General features: G+C 68.1%; 16 protein-coding genes and 1 riboswitch. Of the genes, 2 read left to right on the plus strand and 14 right to left on the minus strand.

The genetic code is table 11. The features are described 5' to 3' along the window. Positions 1-17: 17 nt before the first annotated feature. Positions 18-249, minus strand: a riboswitch (cobalamin riboswitch). 41 nt (positions 250-290) lie between these two features. Further along, on the plus strand, positions 291-902 hold the full coding sequence (locus QZ847_RS02030; protein WP_294352628.1) for a hypothetical protein: 612 nt from the start codon (positions 291-293) through the stop codon (positions 900-902). Positions 903-977: 75 nt separating this feature from the next. On the opposite strand, the gene QZ847_RS02035 is transcribed toward QZ847_RS02030, so the two are convergent. From QZ847_RS02035 to QZ847_RS02065, 7 genes are all read right to left on the minus strand, one after another. After that, a complete protein-coding gene (locus QZ847_RS02035; RefSeq protein ID WP_294352631.1) occupies positions 978-2,585 on the minus strand; it encodes an efflux transporter outer membrane subunit in 1,608 nt (535 codons plus the stop codon). Beyond that, complete coding sequence (locus tag QZ847_RS02040; RefSeq protein WP_294352632.1) at positions 2,582-4,156, minus strand: DHA2 family efflux MFS transporter permease subunit; 1,575 nt, start codon at positions 4,154-4,156, stop codon at positions 2,582-2,584. Before QZ847_RS02040 ends, QZ847_RS02035 begins: the two co-directional genes overlap by 4 nt. Before the next feature lie 31 nt (positions 4,157-4,187). Further along, positions 4,188-5,480 (minus strand): HlyD family secretion protein, encoded by a 1,293-nt coding sequence (locus QZ847_RS02045; RefSeq protein ID WP_294352635.1) that lies wholly within the window; start codon positions 5,478-5,480, stop codon positions 4,188-4,190. Positions 5,481-5,604: 124 nt separating this feature from the next. Next, positions 5,605-7,095 (minus strand): tryptophan halogenase family protein, encoded by a 1,491-nt coding sequence (locus QZ847_RS02050; protein WP_294352636.1) that lies wholly within the window; start codon positions 7,093-7,095, stop codon positions 5,605-5,607. After that, positions 7,092-8,123: a cupin-like domain-containing protein gene (locus QZ847_RS02055; RefSeq protein WP_294352639.1), complete on the minus strand. Its 1,032-nt coding sequence runs from the start codon at positions 8,121-8,123 to the stop codon at positions 7,092-7,094. The genes QZ847_RS02050 and QZ847_RS02055 overlap by 4 nt, the downstream gene beginning before the upstream one ends. Continuing rightward, on the minus strand, positions 8,116-8,817 hold the full coding sequence (locus QZ847_RS02060; protein ID WP_294352641.1) for a SapC family protein: 702 nt from the start codon (positions 8,815-8,817) through the stop codon (positions 8,116-8,118). Before QZ847_RS02060 ends, QZ847_RS02055 begins: the two co-directional genes overlap by 8 nt. Positions 8,818-8,908: 91 nt before the next feature. Continuing rightward, on the minus strand, positions 8,909-12,196 hold the full coding sequence (locus QZ847_RS02065) for a TonB-dependent receptor (protein ID WP_294352644.1): 3,288 nt from the start codon (positions 12,194-12,196) through the stop codon (positions 8,909-8,911). A gap of 347 nt (positions 12,197-12,543) precedes the next feature. Here QZ847_RS02065 and QZ847_RS02070 point away from each other — a divergent pair, with 347 nt between their 5' ends. Then, the gene (locus tag QZ847_RS02070) at positions 12,544-13,563 is read left to right on the plus strand and encodes a LacI family DNA-binding transcriptional regulator (protein ID WP_294352646.1); all 1,020 of its coding nucleotides are present in this window, start codon (positions 12,544-12,546) and stop codon (positions 13,561-13,563) included. On the opposite strand, the gene QZ847_RS02075 is transcribed toward QZ847_RS02070, so the two are convergent. From QZ847_RS02075 to QZ847_RS02105, 7 genes are all read right to left on the minus strand, one after another. Then, positions 13,526-14,743, minus strand: a complete 1,218-nt coding sequence (locus QZ847_RS02075) for an MFS transporter (RefSeq protein ID WP_294352648.1) — start codon at positions 14,741-14,743, stop codon at positions 13,526-13,528. The genes QZ847_RS02070 and QZ847_RS02075 overlap by 38 nt on opposite strands. Then, complete coding sequence (locus tag QZ847_RS02080) at positions 14,733-17,078, minus strand: hypothetical protein (RefSeq protein ID WP_294352650.1); 2,346 nt, start codon at positions 17,076-17,078, stop codon at positions 14,733-14,735. The genes QZ847_RS02075 and QZ847_RS02080 overlap by 11 nt, the downstream gene beginning before the upstream one ends. Before the next feature lie 44 nt (positions 17,079-17,122). Continuing rightward, positions 17,123-18,196, minus strand: coding sequence for an endonuclease/exonuclease/phosphatase family protein (locus QZ847_RS02085; RefSeq protein WP_294352652.1), 1,074 nt, complete (start codon positions 18,194-18,196; stop codon positions 17,123-17,125). A gap of 62 nt (positions 18,197-18,258) precedes the next feature. Beyond that, entirely contained in the window at positions 18,259-18,885 is a 627-nt protein-coding gene (locus QZ847_RS02090) for a nicotinamidase (RefSeq protein ID WP_294352654.1), read from the minus strand. Continuing rightward, on the minus strand, positions 18,882-19,862 hold the full coding sequence (locus tag QZ847_RS02095; protein ID WP_294352656.1) for an aldo/keto reductase: 981 nt from the start codon (positions 19,860-19,862) through the stop codon (positions 18,882-18,884). The genes QZ847_RS02090 and QZ847_RS02095 overlap by 4 nt, the downstream gene beginning before the upstream one ends. Before the next feature lie 23 nt (positions 19,863-19,885). Further along, complete coding sequence (locus tag QZ847_RS02100) at positions 19,886-21,676, minus strand: thiamine pyrophosphate-requiring protein (RefSeq protein ID WP_294352659.1); 1,791 nt, start codon at positions 21,674-21,676, stop codon at positions 19,886-19,888. A 141-nt stretch (positions 21,677-21,817) separates the two neighbouring features. Next, positions 21,818-24,085, minus strand: coding sequence for a glycoside hydrolase family 3 protein (locus QZ847_RS02105; RefSeq protein ID WP_294352661.1), 2,268 nt, complete (start codon positions 24,083-24,085; stop codon positions 21,818-21,820). Between the last annotated feature and the right edge of the window lie 110 nt (positions 24,086-24,195).

Here is a 24,195-nt window from a genome sequence, read left to right on the forward strand (position 1 = left end):
ATCCCCTGGACCAAAGCAAGAGCGACCAGAACGCTGGCAGGTTTCCTGGCTCGCGGGTCGTCGCTTCGGATCACAGCCTTCCCGGCGCGGTGCATGAACCCGCCTCCAGTGGCCGCCTTTCATCAAAGAAAGGCCCGTGCCCGTCGCTCGCCGCTCACAGTTGCAGGGACAGCCGCGGATTGGAGCCTAAGCCCTTCACCGCATTCCCGTTTACGCCCCTTTCGAGGCACCAGCGCGATCTGCGAACCGCACCGCGATCCGCCGCGCCGCTGTAGCGTGACGCGGGCTTGTTGCCAACGTTCGTGTGGGCGGCAGGAACCGGTGCGTGGGCAGGCGCCTTTACGCTGAAAGATGGCAGCAGGCAGTGCGGTAATGATCGGCTCGACAATGGTGCTGGCGTGATTGCGGCGGTGGTGATCGCCCTGATGTTGCAGGCGGGTGCGTCGGCCGGAGCCTCGGGTGCGTCCGGTGGGGCGAGCGCGTCGAGCAGTGCGAGCGCCGGCGGCTCGGGTGCAAGCGGGCGCGTGTCGCAGCCGCCGATGAATTCCGCGATGCGTCGCGCAATGGGCACGAGCAGCCGCGGCGGCATGACGCGGCCCTCGTCGAGCGGCGTCACCACCCCGACGAACGCCATGACGCTTACCAGCGGCCAGCGTGGCGGTGCGAGCGGAACAAGCGGATCGATGGCGGGCATGCAGCAGTCGGGCATGGGCGGACGGGATGGCATGATCGGGCAGGGTGGTGCGACGACGGGGAACATGAACGGCGCCGGCGTGATGGGCAGCGGCATGGGGGCTGCAAGCACGAACGGCAGCCCCGGCTCCGGCACCGGGACGTCGTCGGGATCGCGCACCAGCTACGACGCGACCGGGATCAGGCAGCAGGGTAGCGGCCCACGTTAATCGGTACGCGATTCAATCGCTGGTCTAACCCAGCCCGGTCCGCGATCATCGAACCGGCAGCGGGCGAGAAGACTCCTATTCCTTCGACTTCGCCCGCGTGTAGGCCGACGCTGCATTGCCCGGTGTGGGCACAGTCAGCGGCAGGTCTTCCCACCCGCCACCCAGCGCCTTGTAGAGCGACAGCAGGTCGCGGCGCAGGTTGCCGTTGCTCTCCGCCACCTGATCCTCCGCCGACAGCACCGACTGCCGCGCGGCGAGCACGTCACCGAAATCGGTCAAGCCGCTGCGCCAGCGCGCCTCGACCGAACCGACCGCGCGCCGCGCATCGGTCAGCCCGGCAACCAACACGGTGCGCCGGTCCTGTTCGGTGCGGATGCGGATCAGCGCGTCCTCGGTATCGCGCAGCGCCATCAACACCGTGCGGCGATATTGCGCATAGGCCTCGTCGGCAGCGGCCTGCCGGATCGCGACCTGTCCCTTGCGCCGCCCGAAATCCAGCACGGGGAAGGTCGCATTCGCCGCGCCGGTCAGCTGCAAACTGTCCCCAGTGAACAGGTTGGACAGCGCGGTGGAGATGAGCTGCGCCATCCCGGTCAGGCTGAACTTCGGGTATAGATCGGCGACCGCGACGCCGATGTCGGCGGTCGCGGCGGCCAGGTTGCGCTCGGCCGCGCGAACGTCGGGGCGGCGGCGCAGCAGCTCGCTCGGCAACCCCGGCGGTACCGCGGGCGGCACCGATAGTGCCGGGCGGGGACGCGACAGCTCGACGATCAGTGCGTCGGGCGTCTGCCCGGTCAGCACCGCGATCGCGTGCATCTGCGCCTTGCCCTCCGCGACGATCGGGCCGATCGCAGCCTGCGCGCTGGCGAGCTCGGCGCGCTGTCGCACATAGTCTCCTTGCGCGATCAACCCGGCGCGGCTTGTGTCGGCGGCGATCTTCAGATTGCCTTCCTGCCGCGCGACCTCGTTCCGCGCAATCGCCTCGCGCTCCTGCAGGCTGCGCAGTTGCAGGTACGCGTCCGCGGTTTCGGCGACGAGCGACAGTTGCGCGTCGCGTGCGTTCCACACCGCGGCTTCCGTGCGCGCGCGCGACCCCTCGACCTGACGCGTCACGCCGCCGAACAGGTCGAGTTCCCAGCTGGCGTCGAAGCCGGCCGAATAGGTCTGGATCGAGCTGCCGGGTGAGCTGATCCCGCCACCTGACCCGCCGCTGCCGGAACCACCACCGCCAGCACCACCGCCAGAACCGCCACCACTCGCACCGCCGCCGCCGGCACCGCCGCCCGAGCCACCGCCGAACAGGCTGGCGAGCGAAGCCAATCCTGCGTTCTTGCTGAACCGCTGATAGGTGGTGCCTGCCTGCGCGTTGACCTGCGGCAGATAGGCGGCGCGGGCGACGCGTTCCTGCGCGCGCGCCTGCTGGATGCGCGCTACCGCGACCGCGATATCGGGGCTCTGCGCCAGCGCGGTGTCGATCAGCCGGTCGAGTTCGGGATCGCGGTACTGGTGCCACCATCCCGACAGAACCGGCGCGGGCTGCGTGTCGGTCACCGCCTCGCCGAAGCGGGCAGGGGCGCTCGCTTCGGGCGGGCGATAGTTCGGGCCGACGGTACATCCGGCCAGCGTAATCCCGGCCATCGCCGCCAACAGCGCCAGCGATCTCATCCTCGTTGCGCGCGTCACGCGGCGCCCTCCTTTGCCTTGCCCTGCCGCAGGAAGATGGCGAGCGGCGTCACCAGCAGCACGAAGATCATGAAGCCGTGGAACACGTCGATGTACGACAGCACCTGCGCCTGCTCGCGCACCTGTTGCATCAATGCCGACAGCGTCGTCATGCTCTGGTCCCCACCCGTTCCCCCCACGGTGCGCGACAGCTGGTTGACGCCCTCGACATAACTGGGGTTGAGCGGGTTCAGCCCCTCGACGATGCGATCCTGGTGGTATTGCCCGCGCGAGATCAGGATCGCCTGCGCGACGCCGATTCCGATGCTGCCGCCCAGATTGCGCGCGACATTGAGCAGCGCGGAGGCGTCGCTGGTCTGGTCGGGCTTCAAGCCCACATAGGCGGCGGTGTTGATCGGTACGAACAGGAACGGCAGCCCGACCGCGGAAATCAGCCGCGCGGTCGATGCTTGTCCGAACGTCAGCTCGCTGTTCCAGCCCGACATGTACCAGAGCGATGCCGCTTGGAGCAGCAATGCGGGCATCAGCAGGAACCGCGTATCGACCTTGCCCGTCAGCGTGCCGACGACCGGCATCGCGACCAGCGTCGCGATCCCGCCGACCGTCAGCGCGAGCCCGGCGCTGGTCGCGTTATAGTTGAAGACCTCCTGCAGCATTTGCGGGATCAGCGTGGTGGTGCCGAACAGCACCGCGCCCGTCGTCGTCATGAAGAGCAAGGTGATCGAGAAGTTACGATTGGCGAGCAGCTTCAGATTGACGATCGGATCCTTGCGCGCGAGCTCCCACCAGACGAGGAACGCGAGCGAGACGGCGACCGTGACTGCCAGGCCAAGGATGAAGGTGCTCTCCAGCCACGCATCGCGCTCACCGCGATCGAGGATCAGCTCGAGCCCGCCCAGCCCCAGCACCACAAGGGCGAAGCCGATATAATCGACCCGCAGGCCGCGCCGCAGCCGCTGGCGCCGCTCCTTCTGCAGAATTTCGGGCTCGATCACGAACGTGTTGACGAGCAGCAGCGAGATGATGCCGATCGGCACGTTGATCAGGAAGATCCAGTGCCATGAAATGTTGTCGGTGATGAAACCGCCCAGCGTCGGACCGAGCACGGGTCCGCAGACGACCACGACGCCGTAGGCGGCGAACGCGGCGCCGCGCTTCTCCGGCGGGAAGCTGTCGGCGAGGAAGCTCTGCTCCGACGGCGCAAGCCCGCCGCCGCCGATCCCTTGCAGAATGCGCGCGAAGATTAGGAACGGAAGGTTGGGCGCGAACCCGCACATCAGCGACGACAGCGTGAACAACGCCACCGAGATCATGTAATAACGCTTGCGACCAATCACGTCGGACAGCCAGCCCGAGATCGGAATTACGATCGCGTTTGACACGAGATAGCTCGTCAGCACCCAAGTCGCCTCGTCGCGGCTGGCGGCGAGCCCGCCCGCGATATGATCGAGGCTGACGTTCGCGATCGAGGTATCGAGCACCTCCATGAACGTCGCCAGGCTGATGACGCCGACGATCAGCCACGGGTTGCGATCACCCGCCGCCGAGCGTTCGTTGGTCCACCCGCTCACGCCGCGCCCGCGCCGCTTGGCCGAGGTGCGATCACGGCCGCACGGTGACGCGCGGCACGACCGACATGCCCGGCCCGATCGCGTAATGCTGCCAATCGTTGTTGTTGAAGCGGATACGCACCGGCACGCGCTGCACGACCTTGACGTAATTGCCCGTCGCATTTTGCGGCGGCAGCAGTGCGAAGGCCTGTCCCGCGCCACGCTGGATCGATTCAACATGGCCGGCGAAATCGCGCCCCGGGAATGCGTCGATCTCGATCCGCACGGGCAATCCGGCGCGCATCAGCGTCAGCTGCGTTTCCTTGAAATTGGCGGTGATCCACAGATCGTCGGGGACGATCGCCATCAACTGCTGCCCCGGCGCGACATAGCTGCCGAGATTGACCGAGCGGTTGACGACCTGTCCACTGATCGGCGCGCGAATGACGAGGTGGCGCACGGTGACGTCACTCTGCGCGACGCGCGCTTCGGCCGCACGGCGTTGCGCGCGCGCCGCCTCGACCCGCTTGCGCGCGGTCAGCACGTCGGCTTGCGCAGAGCCGATCTGCTGCCGCGCGGCGCTGACCTGTGCCTGCGCACTCTGTGCCTGCGCGCGCGCCTGGTCGATCTGCGTCGGCGCGGCGGCAAGCGGGTCGAGCTGGCGCAGGGTCGCGTAGCGCCGATAATCGTCGGTTGCGCGGCGTGCCTCGGCGAGCGGTACCGCCGCCTGAGCGCGTGCCTGACGTACGCTGGCGAGCGCAGCGAGCACGCCGGCCTCGGCCTGCCTGATCTGCGCGTCGGCCTCGGAGATGCCCGCGACGGCCTCTGCTCGGGTCGCCTGCGCGGTGCCGGGTTCGATCACTGCGAGCAACTGACCGGCACGAACATGGCTGTTGTCGCCGCGGTAGACCTGCGTCAGCTGCCCGCTTTCCTGCGCCGCGATCCGCACGATATGCGCGTCGATAAAGGCGTCGTCAGTTGATTCGAACCGGCGCGCGTGGAGCCAGTAGAGCACCCCGCCGATGATGAGCACTGCGGCGACGATCGCAACGACAATCCAGAAGATCGGACGCTTGTAGAGCGGCGGCTTGCCGTCATCCTCGTCTTCGTCGTCGCTGTCGTCATCGTCGTCGGATGAGTCATCATCGTCCGACTGCTCGTCGTCCTGCTTCTTTTTGCTGTCCTCGTCGGCGTCCGGATCGCGCTTTTTCTGATCGCCGTCGTCACCGCCGTCGTTCTTGGACGCTTTGTCCGACTGGTCGTCGTGCGTCTGCCCGCCGCGCTGTTCGTCCTTGCCCTCGTTCGTCGCGCCACCGTTGGCCGCGTCGTTGTCGTCCCCGCTCAAGCAAGCCCCCTGGATGCGCACCAACAAGCCTGCGCGACGGGATGACGGGCAGAACCTGATCTGTGTTGGTCGCTGAACGTCCGTATGTCGCGGACGTTCCTCCCCTGTAACAATCCGTTGCGGGTCAGGCGGGGCAGTAATGTTGCAGGAACTGCTGATGCGGCGGCAGCGTCTGCACGGTCGCCGCGATCGAGCGGGTGAGGTCACCGAGCGACCCCTTCAACGCCTCCGCGCCGAGCAGGCTGGCGACGCGGTGGTGCGCGCGCGGACTGATGCCTTGACCCAGCATCACCGCGGCCCAGGAATCGATCCGGAACAGGTCGTCCTGCCCCTGCCACGCACCCGCACTCTCAGCGAACAGCGCGATCCGTTCCGCCAGCGTGTCGGGGATCGGCATCGCGCGCCGCTCGCGCCAGAACGGCGTGTCGTCACGCTCGGTCACGACATAGTGGAGGATGATGAAGTCGCGCACATGCTCCCACTCGTGTCGCGACTGCGCGTTGAAGCGCGTGGCGAGCGCGTCCCGGTCGTCACCGCGGAAAGGGAACAGCTGGATCAGCCGGATCGCCGCGTTCATGATCAGGTGGATGCTGGTCGATTCCAGCGGCTCGATGAACCCGCCGGCGAGGCCCAGCGCGACGCAGTTGCGGTTCCAGCTGCGGCGCCGCATGCCCGCGGTGAAGCGCAGTGGGCGCGGCTCGAACAAGGGCGCACCGTCCAGCCCGGCGAGCAGCGTCGCACGCGCCTCGTCGTCGCTCATGTGCGCGCTTGAATAAACGATGCCGTTGCCGACGCGCGATTGCAGCGGGATCTGCCAGCGCCAGCCCGCGCCGTGCGCGATCGCGCGGGTGTAGGGAACGGGCGCACTCACCGTCTCGGTCTGCACCGCCAGCGCGCGATCGGTGGCGAGCCATTCGCTCCAGTCGTCGTAGCCGGTCTTGAGCGCGCCTTCGATCAACAAAGCCCGAAAGCCGGTGCAGTCAATGAACAGGTCGCCCGCGATCCGCGCGCCGGATGCCAGCACCAGCGCGGCGATGTCGCCGTTCTCACCAAGTTCGACGTGCTCGATTCGACCCTCGACGCGGGTCGCGCCCGCGCCCTCCGCCACCCCGCGCAGGAAGCGCGCATAGTCGGTCGCGTTCAGGTGATAGGCGTAGGCGAGCGATCCTTGCGCATCGAGCCCGAAGCGGCCCGCGGCGGCGGCCTGCTGTTCGAGCGAATAGTCGCCGTACGCGCCAGCGACGCCGTGCGCGCGCGCCTGGAGCCAGAAATGCTGAAAATCGGCGATCGCGACCGAACGGCCGACCTGCCCGAACGGGTGGAAATAGGCGTCACCTTGCCGGCACCAGTTCTCAAACGAGATGCCGAGTTTGAACGTCGCCTGCGTTTGGCGCATGAACGCGGCCTCGTCCACGCCGATAAAGGCATGGAAACCGCGCGCGGTCGGGATCGTCGACTCGCCGACGCCGACGGTGCCGATCTCGTCCGATTCGACCAGCGTCACCTCGATCAGCTTGCCCAGTTGCCGGGTGAGGGCGGCAGCGGCGATCCACCCCGCGGTGCCGCCGCCGGCGATGACGACGCGGGTGGGCTGCGGCAGGTCGGTGTGGGTCATCGGTTCAAGCGTCCAAGCAGATAGGCGCGCAGCTGTCGCGCCATGCCTTCGTCGATCGGCGCGAGCGGCCCGCGTGCGCCCGCGGGCAGGTGCGCCGCGACGCTTTCCGCATCACCGAAGACGTAATGGTCGAACATCGCGCGCCACGCCGCCTTTTCCTGCGCCGGCCGTTCGCGCAGCGAGAGAAAGGCGTGGAGCATCGTGTCCATCGGCGTGTCCATGAATGCAGGCGCGGCGTTCCACCAATAGTTCACCAGCACGTTGAACGCGTCGAGCGCCTCGACATGGTGCCACCAGAGCGCCGGGTAGACGAGCACGTCGCCCGGGTTCAGCTCCGCCACCTGACCCGCCGAGATTGCATCGGCGAAGCGCGGATAACGCGTCAGGTCGGGGGCGGCGAAATCGACCATGCTGACGACCTGACCGCCCGGCGTCGGAGCGAGCGGGCCGGGGTAGAGGTTGGCGACCTGCTCGGGCGGGAACAGGGTGAAGCGCCGGTGTCCGACCGCACAGACGGCGGCGTTGTTCGACTGATCGTAATGCGCCGAGGCGATCGTGCGATTGCCGATCCAGATGCTGGCGAGCGGGGGATGGTGCGCGAAGGTGTCGCCTTCGGTCGCCAGCTCATTCTCACGTCGGAAGCCGGGTAGATAAGTGTCGAGGTCGGTCGAGCCGAGATACAGCGATGACGCGTCCGTGCCAGCATCGGCGAGCACGCGATCTAGGAACGCGCCGAGCGTCATCTGCTCGGCCGCGAAGTTCATCGCGGTGGCGGTGTCGTCGTAATGAAACCGACCGCGGATCGCAGGGGAGCCAACATAGCCGGTCACGCGGTGCCCGGCGTCGAAGCGTCGCAGATAGTCGGCCGCTTGTTCCGCCGACGCGAGCCCCGCCCGTACGAGTGGCCAGTCGGCGGCGTACCCGCGTAGGATCACAGGTTCGTTCAGCGCGATCAGCGCACCCGGATCGACGCGATCGCGCACCGCGACCTCACGCACGGCACGCGTCACGCGCGGCGTGTCAGCCATGCAGCTCCGCCTTGAGCTTGCGGTCGATCAGATGCCGCACGTTGCCGAGCGACGAGGCGATCCAGATCGCGGCACGCAGGTGGTCGGCGCGGTGCAGTCGCGCCAGCATGTCGCCGCCGAGCGCCGCGAGCCGCTCTGCATCGACCGTCCAGTGGTCGGGCAGATTGTAGCGGCGTCCCTCCGCCAGTTCGAGTTGCAGCGTCGCGGGGGTGAGCAGTCCGGCATCGGACAGCGCGGCGTAGAGCGCCTGCTCGTCCTGCAGCCCGGTGTAGATCCGCTGCAGCATCGCGGACACGTGATCGAGCAGCGGGGCGTTGCCACCATGTTCGCGAAACACTGGCGCGCCATCTGAGTCGATGCGAAGGTGATCGTCCTCTACGTGGATCATCGGTTCGCCGTCGGCGTCGACACCGATTGAGAAGGGGCCGCGCGCGCGCGTCGCGGGCACGTAGCGCGCATCCCACTGTTCGCCCGATAGAAACACGTTCTCGTCCGGGTCGAGCCCGAGCAGCACGACGGCCAGGAATTGTCCGGCATCATCGCGGCGCAGCAGGATTGCGTATTCGCGCTGCGCTTCCTCGAACTCGGCGGGGAAGATGCGGGTTTGGTTGATCGCGTCGCCGTAGCGCGCGTGATGACCGACCGCGACGCGCAGGTCGCGGTGGTCGACGTTGTTGAGCAGGACGGCAGGCATGTGCGCTTCCTACCCCAACGCGATTTGGGTGAACAACGTGATTTGAGAGAACGAGGCCGCCGGTGTCGGCGGCCTCGTCGGTTTCGTCAGGTCAGAAGCGGTAGCGCGCGCCGACCAGGTACCGCGCGGAGCCTTCCGCCAGATACCAGACGTTGCTCTTGTCGCGCCCGTAGGTGCGGACACCCTCCTCGGTCAGGTTGATCGCCTCGAAACCGAGCGAGAAGCGCGGCGTCAGGTCGAAGTTCATCGACAGGTCGAGCTGGCCGTACGGTGCCACGAACACCGGGTTGCGATCGTTGCCGCCGCGGTTGATGTCGGCGAGGAACTTCGCGCGCCAGTTGTACGACAGGCGGATCGAGGTTCCGTTCTTGTCGTAGATCAGCGTTCCGTTCGCGGTGTCGGACAGGCCGACCAGCGCGAAGGTGTTCGCCGTCGGTGCTGCCGCCACGTCGATCCCGACGTTGCCGCGCACCAAAGTGTAGCTCGCCGCGATGCCGAAGCCGGTGTTGCCCAGGAAGTACTGGCCTGCGAACTCACCGCCGTAGATGTGCGCATCGCGGTTGTTGATCGGCGTGTTGACCGCAAAGTTGAACAGCGGATCCTGCGCATTCGCGGTGATGTCGTACTGGCCCAGGATCTGGTCAACGAAGCCCTGGTTCAGCGACCGCGAGGCGGCATTGTAGTTCGCCGCGAACTGCGCGTTGGCAGCGGCGATGTTGCCGTTATTCGCCTGCAGCAGCGCGGTGTAGGTGAACAGGTTCACGTCGGTGATGTCGGCGCGGAACGTGTTCGCCAGCTGGTCGCGCGCGGTGCCCGAACGCGTCCCTGCCGCACCCGAGGTTGGGTCGCGCAGGCCGAACAGGTTGCGGTTGACCACCGTGTTGCCGATGAAGTCGTGGACGCGCTTGTCGAAGAAGCCCGCTGACAGGAACACGTCCTTGCGCGGATACCATTCGAGCGACACGTCGATGTTGTCCGACGACAGCGGCAGCAGGTTGGTGTTGTTGGCGCTGCCGGTCGCGACGCCGCCGATCGCGGTCGGACGACCCGGCGCGCCGACATTCGTCGTAGCGAACAGGTTGCCGTAAGGCGCACGGGCGATCGTCTTGCTGTACGATGCGCGGGCGACGAGGTTGTCGATCACCTCGATCTTCGCATCCACCGCGGGCAGCCAATTGTCGTAGCTGCCGCGATCGGAGATCGCCTGCTGGTCGGTCGAGTAGCTGATGCGGAAGTCGTTGTCCGAGGTCCAGATGATCGCCTGCGGCACGGCCTGCAGCGAGGTCGCGCGCACCTTGGTGTTCTCGTAACGCACGCCCGCAACGACGTTGGCGTTGCGCCCGAACACCTGGCCGCTCCACGAACCCTGGACGTAACCTGCCCAGATGCTCTCGCGGACGCGATTGTCGCTGTTCGCCTCGATGTTGTTGGTGTGGTTCACCCCGTCGTTGGTGATCCCGCTGTAATAGTTGAACAGCGAATTGTAGAGCTTGGTCGCGTCCTCGGTGCGGAAGGCGACGAGCGAGCTGCCCGTCACGCCGGGGTTGTTGTTCTCGAACTTGCACACGGCGCAGAACTGGAACACCTGACCCGGCGCCAGGCGCTGGATGTCGGGCGGCAGCGAGTTGCCCCAGTCGCCGAGCGTCTGGTTGGTGTTGAACTGCGTCTGGCGCGTCTTGGTCTGGCGATAGTCGCCGCCCGCGTCGAAGCGGAACTGATCGTTCAGCTCCCACCCGGCATCGGCGCGCAACTCCTTGATCCGCTGCGTCTGCGCGGACCGGAACTGGCGCTGCACCGCGCTCGACAGGTCGCCAACGTCGATCACGCCATTGCCGTTACCCTTGATGAAGGGAACGTTAAGCGGCGTCCTGCTCGGATAGGCGTCGTTGATCGTGATCGACTGGGTCGGGAAACCCTTGTCGCTGAGCGTCAGCGACTGCGCGGCGACGACCGGTGCGTTGAACGCGACGGTGGTCGAGGTCTGGCCGTTGGGATTGTCCGGAAGGCTGTCGGCCTTGCCGATGTGACCGTCGATTGCGAACGAGAAGCGGTCGCTCGGCTTCCACTCGATGTTGCCGCCGAAATCGTACAGCTTGTTCTTCTGCGCACGGTACGCCTGCTCGAACGCGGCGTCCTTCACGCCGTTGATCGTCTCTGCCAGGAAGGTCGTGGTGGCGACGCCGTTGCTGGCGTCGTCGAACGTCACTTCGCTGAACGGGCGGTTGAACCAGTTCGACTGGGTCGAGCGGCGCTCGGACTGCTTCAGCTGCGCGTACAGGCCGTCGGCGGTGAAGGTCAGCGTGTCGGTCGGGCGGAATTGCAGGATCGCCTGACCGTTGATGCGCTCACGGCTCGCCTCGGAGAAGTGGTAGCGCGAGTCGTTCGGCACCGACACCAGCGGGTTGCCGGTCGGACGGTTGTTGATCTTGGTCGCCGAATTGATGAAGCCATTCGACGGATTGAGGAAGTCGCTCAGCGAGCGGATGTTCCAATTGTCGGGCGCGACGCTGGGGAAGCTGAAGTTGCGCTTCTGGTAGCTGCCGAACAGCGATACGCCGAAGCGCTGGTTGGGGTCGGACCACGATGCGGTGCCCGACACTTCGGGGGTCACGCGCGCGCCGCAGTCGAGGCAGTCGGACGAGCTGTTGTCGTAGCTGCCCTTGGCGCCGATCGAGCCGAGGAAGCCCGCGTCGTTGGCGTCGAGCGGACGGCGGCTGACGACGTTGATCGTGGCGCCGATGCCGCCCGAGGGAATTGCGGCGCGGCCGGTCTTGTAGACCTCCAGCGTCTTCACACCTTCGGACGCCAGGTTGGAGAAGTCGAACGAGCGTCCGAAGCCGCCCGCGCCATCGCCGCCCTGGTCGCCGCCGACCGCGACGATGTTCGAGGTCGCGAGCTGGCGGCCGTTCAGCGTGACGAGGTTGTACTGCGCGCCGAAGCCGCGAACCGTGACGGTCGAGCCTTCGCCGTTGCGGCGGTCGATCGACACGCCGGTGATGCGCTGAAGCGATTCGGCGAGGTTGGTGTTGGCGAACTTGCCGATATCCTCGGCGCTGATCGCGTCGACGACGCCGTTCGAATCGCGCTTGATCGCGATCGAGCGCTCGAGCGAGGCGCGCACGCCCGTGACGACGATGTCGCCGTCGGCCGACGTGTCGGGGACTGCGTTGGTCGGGCTCGTTTCACCCGGGGTCGCTGCCTGACTGGTGGTGTCGGCCTGCGGCGTGCCCTGCTGCGGGTCGGCGGGAGCGGCGGGGTTCGTCGCCTGCGCGTCCGTCGGCGCCTGAGCGTTCGCGGCGCTGGCCATCATCAGGCCGGCGGCGAGGCCGATCATCGAGGTTGAGCGCACCAGTGCGCACGACAACTTCATCGCTTTCATCATCCTTCCCCTTTGAACCCGGCGGCCATCCCTCAGCCGTCAACCCGGGCGCAATCTTCTGTTACGTACTGTGTCGCCTCGTATCGAAGCCGACATCGATGTCAACATACGACCATGCGCCAGCTTGTTTTGTGTGCGAATGTGGCAAGAATACACCGCGGAGCTTTCTTCAACAGCGTCTTTATACAGGATTGATGCCGCGCCAGACCGCCGCGGTAATGGCTTGACCTGATCCGAGCTTTGTTCGACATCGATGTCAACGAACGTAGGGCAGCTGATGCGCGACCGGATAGGACGCGGCGCAGGCGATAAGCAACGGCGTTCGTTCCGTCGTTGAGCTGCCAGTCATGAAGCCGATCACGATCAAGGATGTCGCCGAACGCGCGGGTGTGTCGCCCAAGACGGTGTCGCGCGTCATCAATGGCGAGGCGCACGTCCGCCCGGAAATACGCGAGAGCGTCGCGCGCGTCGTCGCGGAGATGAACTATCGCCCGAACGCCTTCGCGCGCGGGTTGTCGAGCTCGCGCTCGTTCCTGGTCGGGCTGTTCTTCGACGATCCGGCATCGGGCTACGCCGCGACGATCCAGCGCGGCGCGATCGAGCAGGCGCGCGCGCTCGGCCAGCATATCGTCATCGAAGCGATTACCTTTAAACGCTCCGACTGGCGTGAGCGGCTGGTCGACAGCCTTCACGCGCTGCGGCTCGGCGGGGCGATCCTCACCTCGCCGATCTGCGACCGCGCCGCCCTGCTCGACATCTTCGAGCAGCACGACGTGCCGGTCGTGCGGATCGCGCCGGGTGCCGAGCTCGATCGCACGCCGCAGGTCAGGATGGACGACCGCGACGCGGCGCGCGTCGTGACCGAGCATCTGTTGGCGCTCGGCCACCGCGACATCGCCTTCGTGCGCGGCAATCCCACGCATAGCGCAACCGAGCGGCGCTGGCAGGGGTTTGCCGACGCGATGAGCGCGGCCGGGCTGACGCCCCCGCCGGAGCGGATCGTGCAGGGAGACTTTCGCTTCCGCTCCGGGTTCGACGTGGCGGAGGCGTTGTTCGATCGCGGCTCGCGGCCGAGCGCGGTGTTCGCCAGCAACGACGAGATGGCGCTGGGCGTCATGGTCGCGGCGATGAGCCGGCAGATCGCGGTGCCGCGCGCGGTGTCGATCGTCGGGTTCGACGACGCCGAGATCGCGCGCATGGCGTGGCCGCAACTAACCACGATCCGCCAGCCCAATCACGCGATGGGTGCGCAGGCGGTCGACCTCGTCAATCAGCAGCAGGCGGCGGGCGGCGCGGGCGATCCTTGCCGCATTCTTCCCTACGAACTCGTCATCCGCGGCAGCTCGGCACCCTACGCCGCCGCGTGATTGCGCCCAATAATGTCGGCAGCAAGGCGGCAGCGAGGGGCAGGGTAGCGAACAGCGCGAACAGCGTGGTGAAATCGTCCGTGGTGACCGACAGTGCCAGCAAGGGTGCAACCACCTGCGGCAGCGTGTTGGCGAGATTGAGCACGCCCAGATTGCGCCCCGGCCCCGCGCCAGGCGGCAGCAGCAGCATCGCGTGGCCCGTGTTGAGCGCCTGAAAGACCGAAACGCCGCTCGCGAACACGACGTAGCACAGCCCTGCCGCCTGCCATCCACCGGACAGCAGCATGCCAAATAGACCGGCGCAGGCGATCAGCGCGCTGGTGGCGAGGAAGCGCTCACGTTGTCCGACCCGGTCCGACCATCGGCCGAGCACAAGGGCGAGCGGCACCGGCACCAGCGTCGCGACGACGAGCAATTGCGCGACGATCGCGGCCGCGTCGCCGCTTGGCCCGATCGTACGGGCCAGGAAGAAGAACAGGTACAGGCTGACCCCGCTATTCGCGATCTGCACCAGCAGCCGGGTCGTCCACGCAACCGCGAGCGCGCGGCGCACGGGCAACGGCTCCGCCTCCGCCGACGTGACGGGTGCGCCGATTGGCGCAGCGTGCAGCAACAGCGGCGCGACGCAGACCGCCATCATGGCGGCAACGAGGGAGAGCCGCGCGCCCTCGTGGCTCGCGAGCGCAACCACCAGCGCCGATGCTGCCGCGGCGAGCGGAGCGCCGATCGTCAGCAGCGCGGCGGCAGTGTTCTTCTGCGCGGCAGGGACTTCCTCAGCGATCAGCGCCGACACCTGCGCGAGCAGCGCGTTGACCGCGACCTGGAACGCGACCATCGCAACAACGATCGCCACGCCGCTCCGCGCACTCGCGATCCCCACGAAAGACGCTGCGGTTGCGAGCAGCCCGGCGAGCATCCACCCCCGCCGCCGGCTGCCGCGCGCGACCGAACGGTCGCCGAGCCAGCCGAACGCGATGTTGGCGAACCCCGCCGCCAATGCACCCGCGACGCTGCACCAGACCAATAGCGCATAGCGATCGGTGGCTGCGAATGCCTGCAGCTTGATCGGCAGCAACAGCGTGAGCAGTGGCGTGTAGCCGATGATGCCGCCGGTCGATGCCGCGGCGTAGCGCAGCAGCGCGGGGGTGCCGAGCCGTGGACCGCTCGGCTCAGCGTGCATTGGCGAGGTCGATCGACGCATTCGCATCCGGCGCGTCGCGCAGCACCAGCGTGGCGCTCGGCGCGCGCGGCACGGTGATCGATGCGCCGGTAAAGCCGTCGGGTACGTTGGTGCCGCCGACCGACTGTAACAGGAACAGCTCGTTGCCCGCGATCGTGCAGGTCGCGCCCGCACCCGGACCGGCGCACGACACGCCGGCCAGCGTCGGCAACCGCACCAGCGTGCCGAGCGGCCGCCAGTCGCCCGCTACCTCGCCCTGAACGATGCGGTAGCGAAGTGGCCCATGCGCGCCGGCACCAAGTGCGGCGGGGTCGAGCGATGCGACGGCGACGTGGTTGTCCTGCAATTGCGCCGGCAGCCGGGTCGCGCCGCCGTCCGCCGCGACTTCGATCACGTCGCCGCTACGAAAGCTCGTGCCCGCGTCGGCGCGGAGCGAAAAGGTGAGGCGGCTGTCCGACGCGATCACCGCGTCGTCGGAGAGGCGGATCGGCACCGTGCGCGGCCGTAGGGGGCTGCTTGATCGGCTGAGCAATGTCGCGCCCGGCCGCGGCGGCAGGACCTTGACGGCGACTACGACGCTTCGCCCATCGCTCAGTGTCGCGCGTGCCGATGGCGTCTGTCCGGCGGTGAACGCCGCCGCGGGTGCCGCCAGCTCCAGTCGGTCGCTCGTCCCCGATCGGGTCAGTGCACCAGGCAGGAACACCGCGTTCCCGACCGCCAGGCTCGCGATCTGGTCGAGCCGGGCTCCCGTCATCACGCCCGCTGCGTCGCCGGCGTGCAGCGTGAATCCGTCGATCCGGCTCGCCTCGGCATAGCCGCGCAGCCGCAGTCGCTGCGGCTCGGTGCTACCGTAACGCTCGATCTCTAGCGTCAGCATGCCGGGCCTCACGTCCCCAAGCGGTACCTTCAGCCGCAGTGCGTCGTTCGCCACCTCGAACGGCACCGAACGGTCCAGCCCTTCGCGTGTCACGCGGATCGCCGACACGCACGCGGCGGCACCGCCGGTCAGCGTCAGCGGCGCGTCGCGCCCGACCACCAGCGTCGCGTCACCCGCGCTCCACGCCGCGGCGGTGGGTGACACCAGCTTGAACGTAGGACCCTCGAACGGGGCGAAGCCCCAGGCGCCGTGCAGCTGCGCGGTCATTGCCGCGTCGGGCACCAGCGCGCTGCGGTTTCCGACCACGAAGCCGCCGCGGGCGGCGTTGGCGGTAACCGGCACGTCGACGCTGCCCGCGCGGGTCGCCACGCGCATCCGCATGTCGTGCGCGTAATCGGTCGAGAAGACGAGCGGCGCTCCGCTGACCGGCAGCACGAGGTCGGGGCGGGCGAGGCACAGGGCATCGCTCGCACCCGCCGCCAGCGGCGGACGCGCGGGTGGCGCCACCGTCGGTAGCGCGGCGACGAGCACCGACTGCGGCTTGCGGAACGACGGCACCGTGTTGAGCAGCAGGTTGGTGCGCGCACCCTGCTGCACGTTCAGCGCCGGGATGAATTGCAGCTGCGCCGACTGAAACGCGCCCAGCATCCGCGCCAGATCGCGGAAGACGCCGATATAGGCGCTGTAGTAACCGTAACCCGCCTGCGGCGTGGCGGCGAGCTGCAGCGCGATGTTGGCGGGCGCGCCCGCGAGCGTCTGCGCGATCGAGCTGGTCTGCCCGTCGGCCAGCACCGCCGCGCTCTGTCCCGGCGTCAGGCAGGCAGCACGCGGGTCCTCGCCCGGTTGCAGGCACGCGGGGTCGAGCTTCACCGCCAGGCTCTTCGCTAAAACGGGCGACAGCCCCGCAACCTCGTCGGCTGACTTTCCGCGCAGGTGCGCAACGAAGCTCTCGAGTCGGGTACGGTCGAGCATCGCCTGATTGAGGTCCTGCGACGCGCGCACGAAGGCGCCGGGACGCTGGCGCACCGCTGAGCGGACCGCGGCGAACGCACCGCCGGTGTCGGGGACGAGGAAGACCAGGACCTGCTGCGCGCCCGCGGGCACGCGCGCGTCGATCACCGCGTCCTTCGGCTTCCACGTCCGCGCTTCGCTGAGCCATTCCTCGGGCGGCGGATTGGTTGCGCCGCGCAGAAAGGCGAGCACCATCCGGTAATGCGCGCCCTGGTCGCTCGGCAGCACCGCCGCGATCCGCAGCCGGTCGCCCGCACTCAGGTTGGGCACTTGCGACAGCGGCAGCGTGCGCTCGCCCGCGTCGCCGCGGTGCGTCACGCTGACCTGCAATGCCGGGCCGGTCAGGTCGAAGGCGTTACCCTGCGCGCGGGCGGAGATTGTGCCGAAGAGCAGCGCGAGCGCAGCGGCGGCAGTTGCGACACGAAAGCGGGAGGGGAAGGGCGCCACCCGCCCGCTTTACCGCGCCGCGCCGCCCGCGCAATCGCGCACGGTCACCGGACAGCGCCCCAATCCAGCCGGTAAGTGACGCGAAAGCCGTCGTGATCGGACAGGTGCGGCGAGGCTTCCGCGCCGTCGAACATCGCCTCGACCCGAGTTGGCGTGATCCTGATCGCGCGGCCGCTGGCGAAGAGTTGCAGGTCTTCGGTGTCCATCCACGGTTCGTCGCCGTCCCACGACACGCGCACGTCGCATCCGTTGCGCGCGACAACGCAGTAGCGCTGCACCAGCGTCAGTTGCCCAAGGGCCGCGTCGAAGCGCGCCAGCCGCCCCGCGTCACCGCGCATGTTGAAGTCGCCGCCGAGGATCACCGGGCCTACGGAAGCGGCAGAACCGATCAACGCTGCCACGTCGCCGACCTGCATCGCGTGCGCGGCGGCGCTGCGCTCTGCCGGCACGCGCGCGGCCGAGCGGGAGTTCAGGTGCGCGTTGAAGATCTCGACCGGTTCGGGCACGCCGGGCACGCGGATGCGGACGTGCTGCACGCCCTTGTTGCTCAAACAGTCGAGCCCGGCGCAGTGTCGACTGCCGAACGGTTCCGACCCTGCCGCGACGATCGGATAGCGGCTCAGCACCGCCAGCCCCGATCCGACCAGATGCATGCCGATCTCGCCCTTCTTCCAGCGGAACGGACCCGGCATCCGCGTTTCGGACCGCCGCCGTCGCCGTTGCGTGCGCGACGGCCCCCATGCGCGGTAGCGATAGCCCGCGGCATCGATCGCGCGCACCGCGGCGGGACTGAACATCTCCTGCACCAGCACCACGTCGGGCGCCTGTCCTCGCGCGTTCAGCGCAGCGAGTGTCGCGCCGATCTGCTGCAACTGCGCCGCACGGCCCTTTCGCGCAGGCCAGCCGAGCCCCTCGATGTTGAAGGTCAGCACGTCGATCGTCGCACTACCGGCATCGCGCGCAATCACGGCGCTAGCAGGCTGGGTTCGTTCCGTTTCCAGCCGCATCGGGGGCAGGCGGGTGCAGCCACCGAGCACCAGCAGGGCGAACATGGCGGCGGCCGTAATGCGCGGGAGAAATGGGAAGGAAGCGGACGTGCAGGTCATTCGATCGATCATGAACCTGCGCGATTAGCCGTTCGCATGCCGGCCAAACAACCAGCGCGGTCGCGGAAGCAGCGTCAGAGCGTGTCGCTTACCCCCGCTGCGGCAAAGCGCGCTTCCGCCGCGTCGACGCTGGTTCCGTGCGCCAGTGGCATCGCGATCGCGCGGGTGAGTTCGCGCGGCACCACCGCCTCGAACCCCTCCGCCCGCGCGTCGAGCGCGGACCAGGCGACGCAGAAATCATAGGCGAGGCCGACGAACACGCAGCGCTTCACCCCGCGGTCGCGCAGTGCGCCGGCAAGTCCGGTGCGGGTGGCGTGATCGTTGTCGAAGAAGGCGGAATAGCTGTCGACCGCCGGGTTGCTGCCCTTGCGCACGATCAGGTCGGCACGCGCCACCGCCGGTTGGATGGCGGGGTGAAAGTCTGCGCCGGGTGTGCCCTGGATGCAATGATCTGGCCACAGCACCTGCTCGCCGTAGGGCATCGCGATCACGTCGAAGGGCTGTGCGCCGGGATGACTGCTCGCGAACGAGGAATGGCCCGCCGGGTGCCAGTCCTGCGTGACGACGACGTGCGCGAACTGATCGACCAGCGCGGCGATCGGCGCCATCACCGCGTCGCCGTCCGCGACCGCCAGCCGCCCGCCCGGGCAGAAGTCGATCTGCGGATCGACGATCACCAGCGCGTCGGTGGCCGCGATCACTTGAAGCCGACCACCGCGTGCGGCACGTACGGCGCTTCCAGTCGGGCGATCTCTCCCTCCGTCAGCCCCAGCTCCAATGCGGCGATCGCATCGTCGAGATGCGCGGCCTTCGATGCGCCGACGATCGGGGCGGACACCTCGGGCTTGGCGAGCACCCAGGCGAGCGCGACCTGCGCACGCGGCACGCCGCGCTCGGTCGCGATCGTCGCGACTTCCTCCACCACGCGCCGGTCGGCGTCGGCGGTGTGCGCGTAGAGCGTCTTGCCGAATTCGTCGGTCTGCGACCGCTCGGTCGCCTCATCCCAGTCGCGCGTCAGCCGCCCGCGCGCCAGCGGACTCCACGGGATCACGCCCACGCCCTCCGCCTCGCACAAGGGCAGCATCTCGCGCTCCTCTTCGCGGTAGAGCAGGTTGAGGTAGTTCTGCATCGTCGAAAAGCGCGTCCAGCCGTTCGCTTCCGCCACATGGAGCATCGTCGCGAATTGCCACGCGTACATCGACGACGCGCCGATGTACCGCGCCTTGCCTACCTTCACGACATCGTGCAGCGCCTCCAGCGTCTCCTCGATCGGCACGTCGTAGTCGAAGCGGTGGATCTGGTAGAGGTCGACGTAATCGGTGCCGAGCCGCGACAAGCTCGCGTCGATCTCGGTCATGATCGCCTTGCGACTGAGCCCGGCGCCGTTCGGACCCGGCCGCATCCGCCCGTGGACCTTGGTCGCGATCACCACCTCCTCGCGCCGCGTGAACTCCTTCAGGGCGCGCCCGACGATTTCTTCCGAGGTCCCGTCGGAATAAACGTTGGCGGTGTCGAAGAAGTTGATTCCGGCCTCGACCGCCTGGCGCAGGATCGGGCGGCTCGCCTCCTCATCCAGCGTCCACGCGTGGTTGCCGCGATCGGAGACACCGAAGGTCATGCAGCCGAGGCACAGCCGCGACACGTCGAGGCCGGTGGTGCCGAGCTTGGTATATTCCATAATTCTTCTCGCTTGGTGAAAGTTCAGAGCCGCTCGCGCACGCCGCCGATGATCTGGCGCGCGGTTTCCATGACGACGCTGGCGCCGCCGCGATCACCGCCCGCGAGCGAGGACAGGAAGCCTTTCGCCTGCTCGAGCGTCACGTGCGGCGGCAAAGGTGCCACGTCGGGATCGGTCTTGACCTCGAGCACCACTGGCCGATCGGCGGCGAGCGCCCGGTCCCACGCGTCGCCCAGCTGTGCCGGGTCATCGACGTAGATGCCGGTCAGCCCCAGCAGCTCGGCGAAGCGCGCGTAGGGAACGTTGGGCAGCGACTGCGACGCGTCAAAGCGCGGATTGCCCTCGTTGATCCGCTGTTCCCAGGTGACCTCGTTCAGATCCTCGTTGTTGAAGACGCACACGACCAGCCGCGGGTCGGCCCAGCGCTGCCAGTATTTCTGGATCGTGATCAGCTCCGCCATGTTGTTCATCTGCATCGCGCCGTCACCGACCAGCGCCACGACCGGACGGGCGGAATGCGCGAACTTCGCCGCGATGGCGTAGGGCACTGCCGCCCCCATCGAGGCGAGCCCGCCCGACAGCGACCCGCGCTGCCCGCGCTTCACCTGCCAGTCGCGCGCGTACCAGTTGCAGCACGAACCCGAGTCGGAGGTGACGATCGCGTCCTCGGGCAGCCGCGGCGACATCTCGTACACGACGCGCTGCGGGTTGACCGTCTTGGCATCCGCCAGCGCGCGGCCTTTCAGCGTTTCACGCCATTTGTCGATGTTCGACACGATGCCGTGCTGCCAATCGCGATCGCTCTTATGCTCGACCAGCGGCAGGAGCGCGCGCAGTGTCTCGGCCGCGTCGCCGTGCAGGTTGACGTCGACGGGATAGCGCAGCCCCAGCATCTCGGGCGCGAGATCGATCTGCACCGCGCGCGCCTTGCCGTCGGCGGGCAGGAACTCGGCCCAGGGAAAGCCGGTGCCGATCATCAGCAGCGTGTCGCACCCCTGGATCATGTCGGACGACGGCTGCGTTCCCAGCAGCCCGATCGCTCCGGTGACGAAGCGCAGATCGTCGGGCAGTACGTCCTTGCCCAGCAGCGCCTTGGCGACGCCCGCGCCCAGTTTCTCGGCGATCTGCTCGACCTGGGCCGCGGCACCGCGCGCGCCCGCGCCGATCAGGATCGCGACCTTCTCGCCGTCGTTCAGGATCGCGGCGGCGCGAGCGAGGTCGGCGTCGTGCGGCACGACGCGCGGGGCCGAGTAGCCGGGACCGGAGCGGGTGAAGCCGTGCGCCTGTTTCGGCTCCTCATACGGCATGTCCTGCACGTCCTTGGGCAGGATCACCACGCCGACGCCGCGATTGGCGGTGGCGACGCGGATCGCGCGGTCGGTGACGTGGCGGACCTGCGCGGGCGCGCCTACCTCCTGCACGTAATCCGCCACGTCGGCGAACATGCGGTCGAGGTTCAGTTCCTGCTGATAGCTGGCACCACGCACCGTCACCTCGGCCTGACCCGCGATCGCGAGCACGGGGACGTGGTCGCTCTTCGCGTCGTACAGCCCCGTGATCAGGTGCGTCGCACCGGGACCGCCGGTTGATAGGCACACGCCTAGTTCGCCGGTGAACTTCGCGTGCGCGGCGGCCATGAACGCCGCCATCTCCTCGTGGCGGACCTGGACGAACTCGATCGCGTCGGCGCTGCCCTCGTCACGCTGCAGCGCGCCGAGCACGCCGTTGATGCCGTCGCCCGAATAGCCGTAGATGCGCTTGACGCCCCACGCCTTGAGCCGTTCGACGAAGAAGTCGCTGGTCTGCCGCGCCATTACCGTTGGTCCGCTACGTTGTTGAGCAGCCCCAACGTGCGGCAGGCTGACTGGTTCGCCGGTGCGGCCGATTGGCGAACGTCCCGGCCGATCGCGGCACCGGCTCACCGGCGGGCGGCGCGCAAGCCGCCCACCATCACATCACGGCTTCATCGTCGCGGCGTCGAGGGTCGCGGTCGACACCAGCGTCCGGTCGCTCGCATCGCGCGCCAGCGCCACGCGGTAGGTACCCGCACGCACGCGCCAGCCCGGCAGCTTGGTGTCGTAATCGGCGATGATCCGCGGCTCCGCGGTAAGCGTGACACGACGCGTCTCGCCGGGTTTCAGCATCACGCGGGTGAAGCCCGCCAAGCGCATCGGCTGGTTCGCGCCGTCTCGTGCCACATACATCTGCGGCACGTCCGCGCCCGCGGTACGACCGGTGTTGACCACGTCGAACGTGATCGACAGCCGCTTGCCCCCGCTCACCACCGGATTGCGATACGCGAAGTTGGTGTAGCTCAGCCCGTGGCCGAACGCGAACATGGGCTTCATGCCCTTCTTCTCGTACCAGCGGTAACCGACGTCCGATCCTTCGACGTAGTCGATCGGGAAGCTCGGCAGCACGGCGTTGCTGGCGGTGCCCGGATCGGCCGCGGCCTGCGCCTCGATCGAGGTCAGCCGGTCGAGCCCGACCGGGGCGGGGCGCGGCGGCTGCGCGGCGGAGGCGGGGAAGGTGATCGGCAGACGCCCCGACGGATTGACGCGGCCGGTCAACACGTTCGCGATCGCCTCGCCGCCGCGCTGCCCGGGGTACCACGCCTGTACGATGGCGGGCACCTGATCCAGCCACGGCATCAGCACCGGGCCACCCGTCTCCATCACCGCCACCGTCTTGGGCTGCACCGCGGCGACGCGCGCGATCAGCGCGTCTTGGTTGTCGGGCAGGCGAAGGTCGGCGACGTCCTGCGCCTCGGTCGTCCACTGCGTCGCGAAGAAGATCGCCATGTCGGCATTCTTCGCGGCCTCCAGTGTCGCATTCAGGTTGCGTCCGTCGACGTAGCTGATCTGCGCGCCCGGCAGCGCCTTGCGCAGCGCGAGCAAGGGCGAGGACGCGTGATAGGTGATGCGCGCGAACGACGACGCGCCGCCGCTCGACAGCGGGATCTCGATCGGCGCGCCGCCGACCGAGCGGACCTGGCTCGACCCGCCGCCCGACAGGACGCCGACATCGGCCGACCCACCGATCAGCACGATCCGCTTCGCGGTGCGCGCCAGCGGCAGTAGATTGCCGTCGTTCTTCAGCAGCACGATACCCGCTTCCGCCGCGCGCTGCGCGACCTCGGCGTGCTGCGCGTAGGGTGGGGTCTGCGCGGCGGACGGCACGGGCGTGTCATAGGCGCCGGTCTCGATCAGCCCGGTCAGGTAGCGCACCACCATGTCGTCGAGCCGCTGCATCGACACCTGGCCCGCCTCGACCGCCTGCTTGAGCGCGGGCCCGAAGAAAATCGCCTTGTCGAGTTCCTGCCCCGATTGCTGGTCGAGCCCCGCGTTCGCCGCCTTGACGGTCGAGTGCACCGCGCCCCAGTCGCTCATCACCCAGCCCGGATAGCCCCAGTCGCGCTTCAGCACGCGGTTGAGCAGGAAGTCGTTCTCGCACGCCCAGTCGCCGTTGACCTTGTTGTAGGCGCACATGACCGAGCCGGGATTGCCGCGCTCGATTGCCAGCTCGAACGCCAGCAGGTCGCTTTCGCGCAGGGCCTGCTCGCCGATCCGCGCGTCGGCGACGGTGCGGCCGGTTTCCTGCGAATTGAGTGCGAAATGCTTGATCGTCGACACGATCCGGTTCGACTGCACGCCGTTGATGTGCGCGCCCGCCAGCTCGCCCGCGAGCAGCGGATCCTCGCCCAGATACTCGAAGTTGCGCCCGTTCCATGGATCGCGCGTCAAATTGACGCCGCCTGCCAGCAGCACGTTGAACCGCTTCGACCGCGCCTCGCTGCCGATCATCGCGCCGCCCGCGCGCGCGATCTCGGGATCGAAGCTCGACGCGGTGGCGAGCCCGGAGGGCAGCGCGGTCGCGACGTCACCCTTGCGCTGCTCGACCTGATTGGCAACGCCCAGCGAGGCGTCGCTCTCGCGCACCAGCGGCACACCCAGCCGCGGGATGCCATCGGTATGGCCTGCCGACGGGATCAGCTCGTTGGTCGTCTTGCCCGCCGCCATCGGCGGGAACAGGCTGTGAACGAGCGCGATCTTCTCGTCGAGCGTCATGCGCGCGACGATACCCTGCGCGCGGGTACGCGCGGCCGCGCCGTCCACGCGCGGCGCGGTCGTGCCCGCACGCGTCCGCGCCTGCTGCGCGGTGGCGACGCTCGCACCCACAAATGCCAGCAATGATGCGCCGATCAGCGCCGCGTGCCTCGTCATCCTCAAGCCCCTTTTCGTGTCGCGCGATCGATGCGCACCCATGCCGGCGCACACACCATAAACCTGGTCGGTGCTCAAGCCGCTGTCGGTCGTACATCGCGATTCAAGTT

Source organism: uncultured Sphingomonas sp. (assembly GCF_913778135.1).
In the GTDB taxonomy this organism is placed as follows: domain Bacteria; phylum Pseudomonadota; class Alphaproteobacteria; order Sphingomonadales; family Sphingomonadaceae; genus Sphingomonas.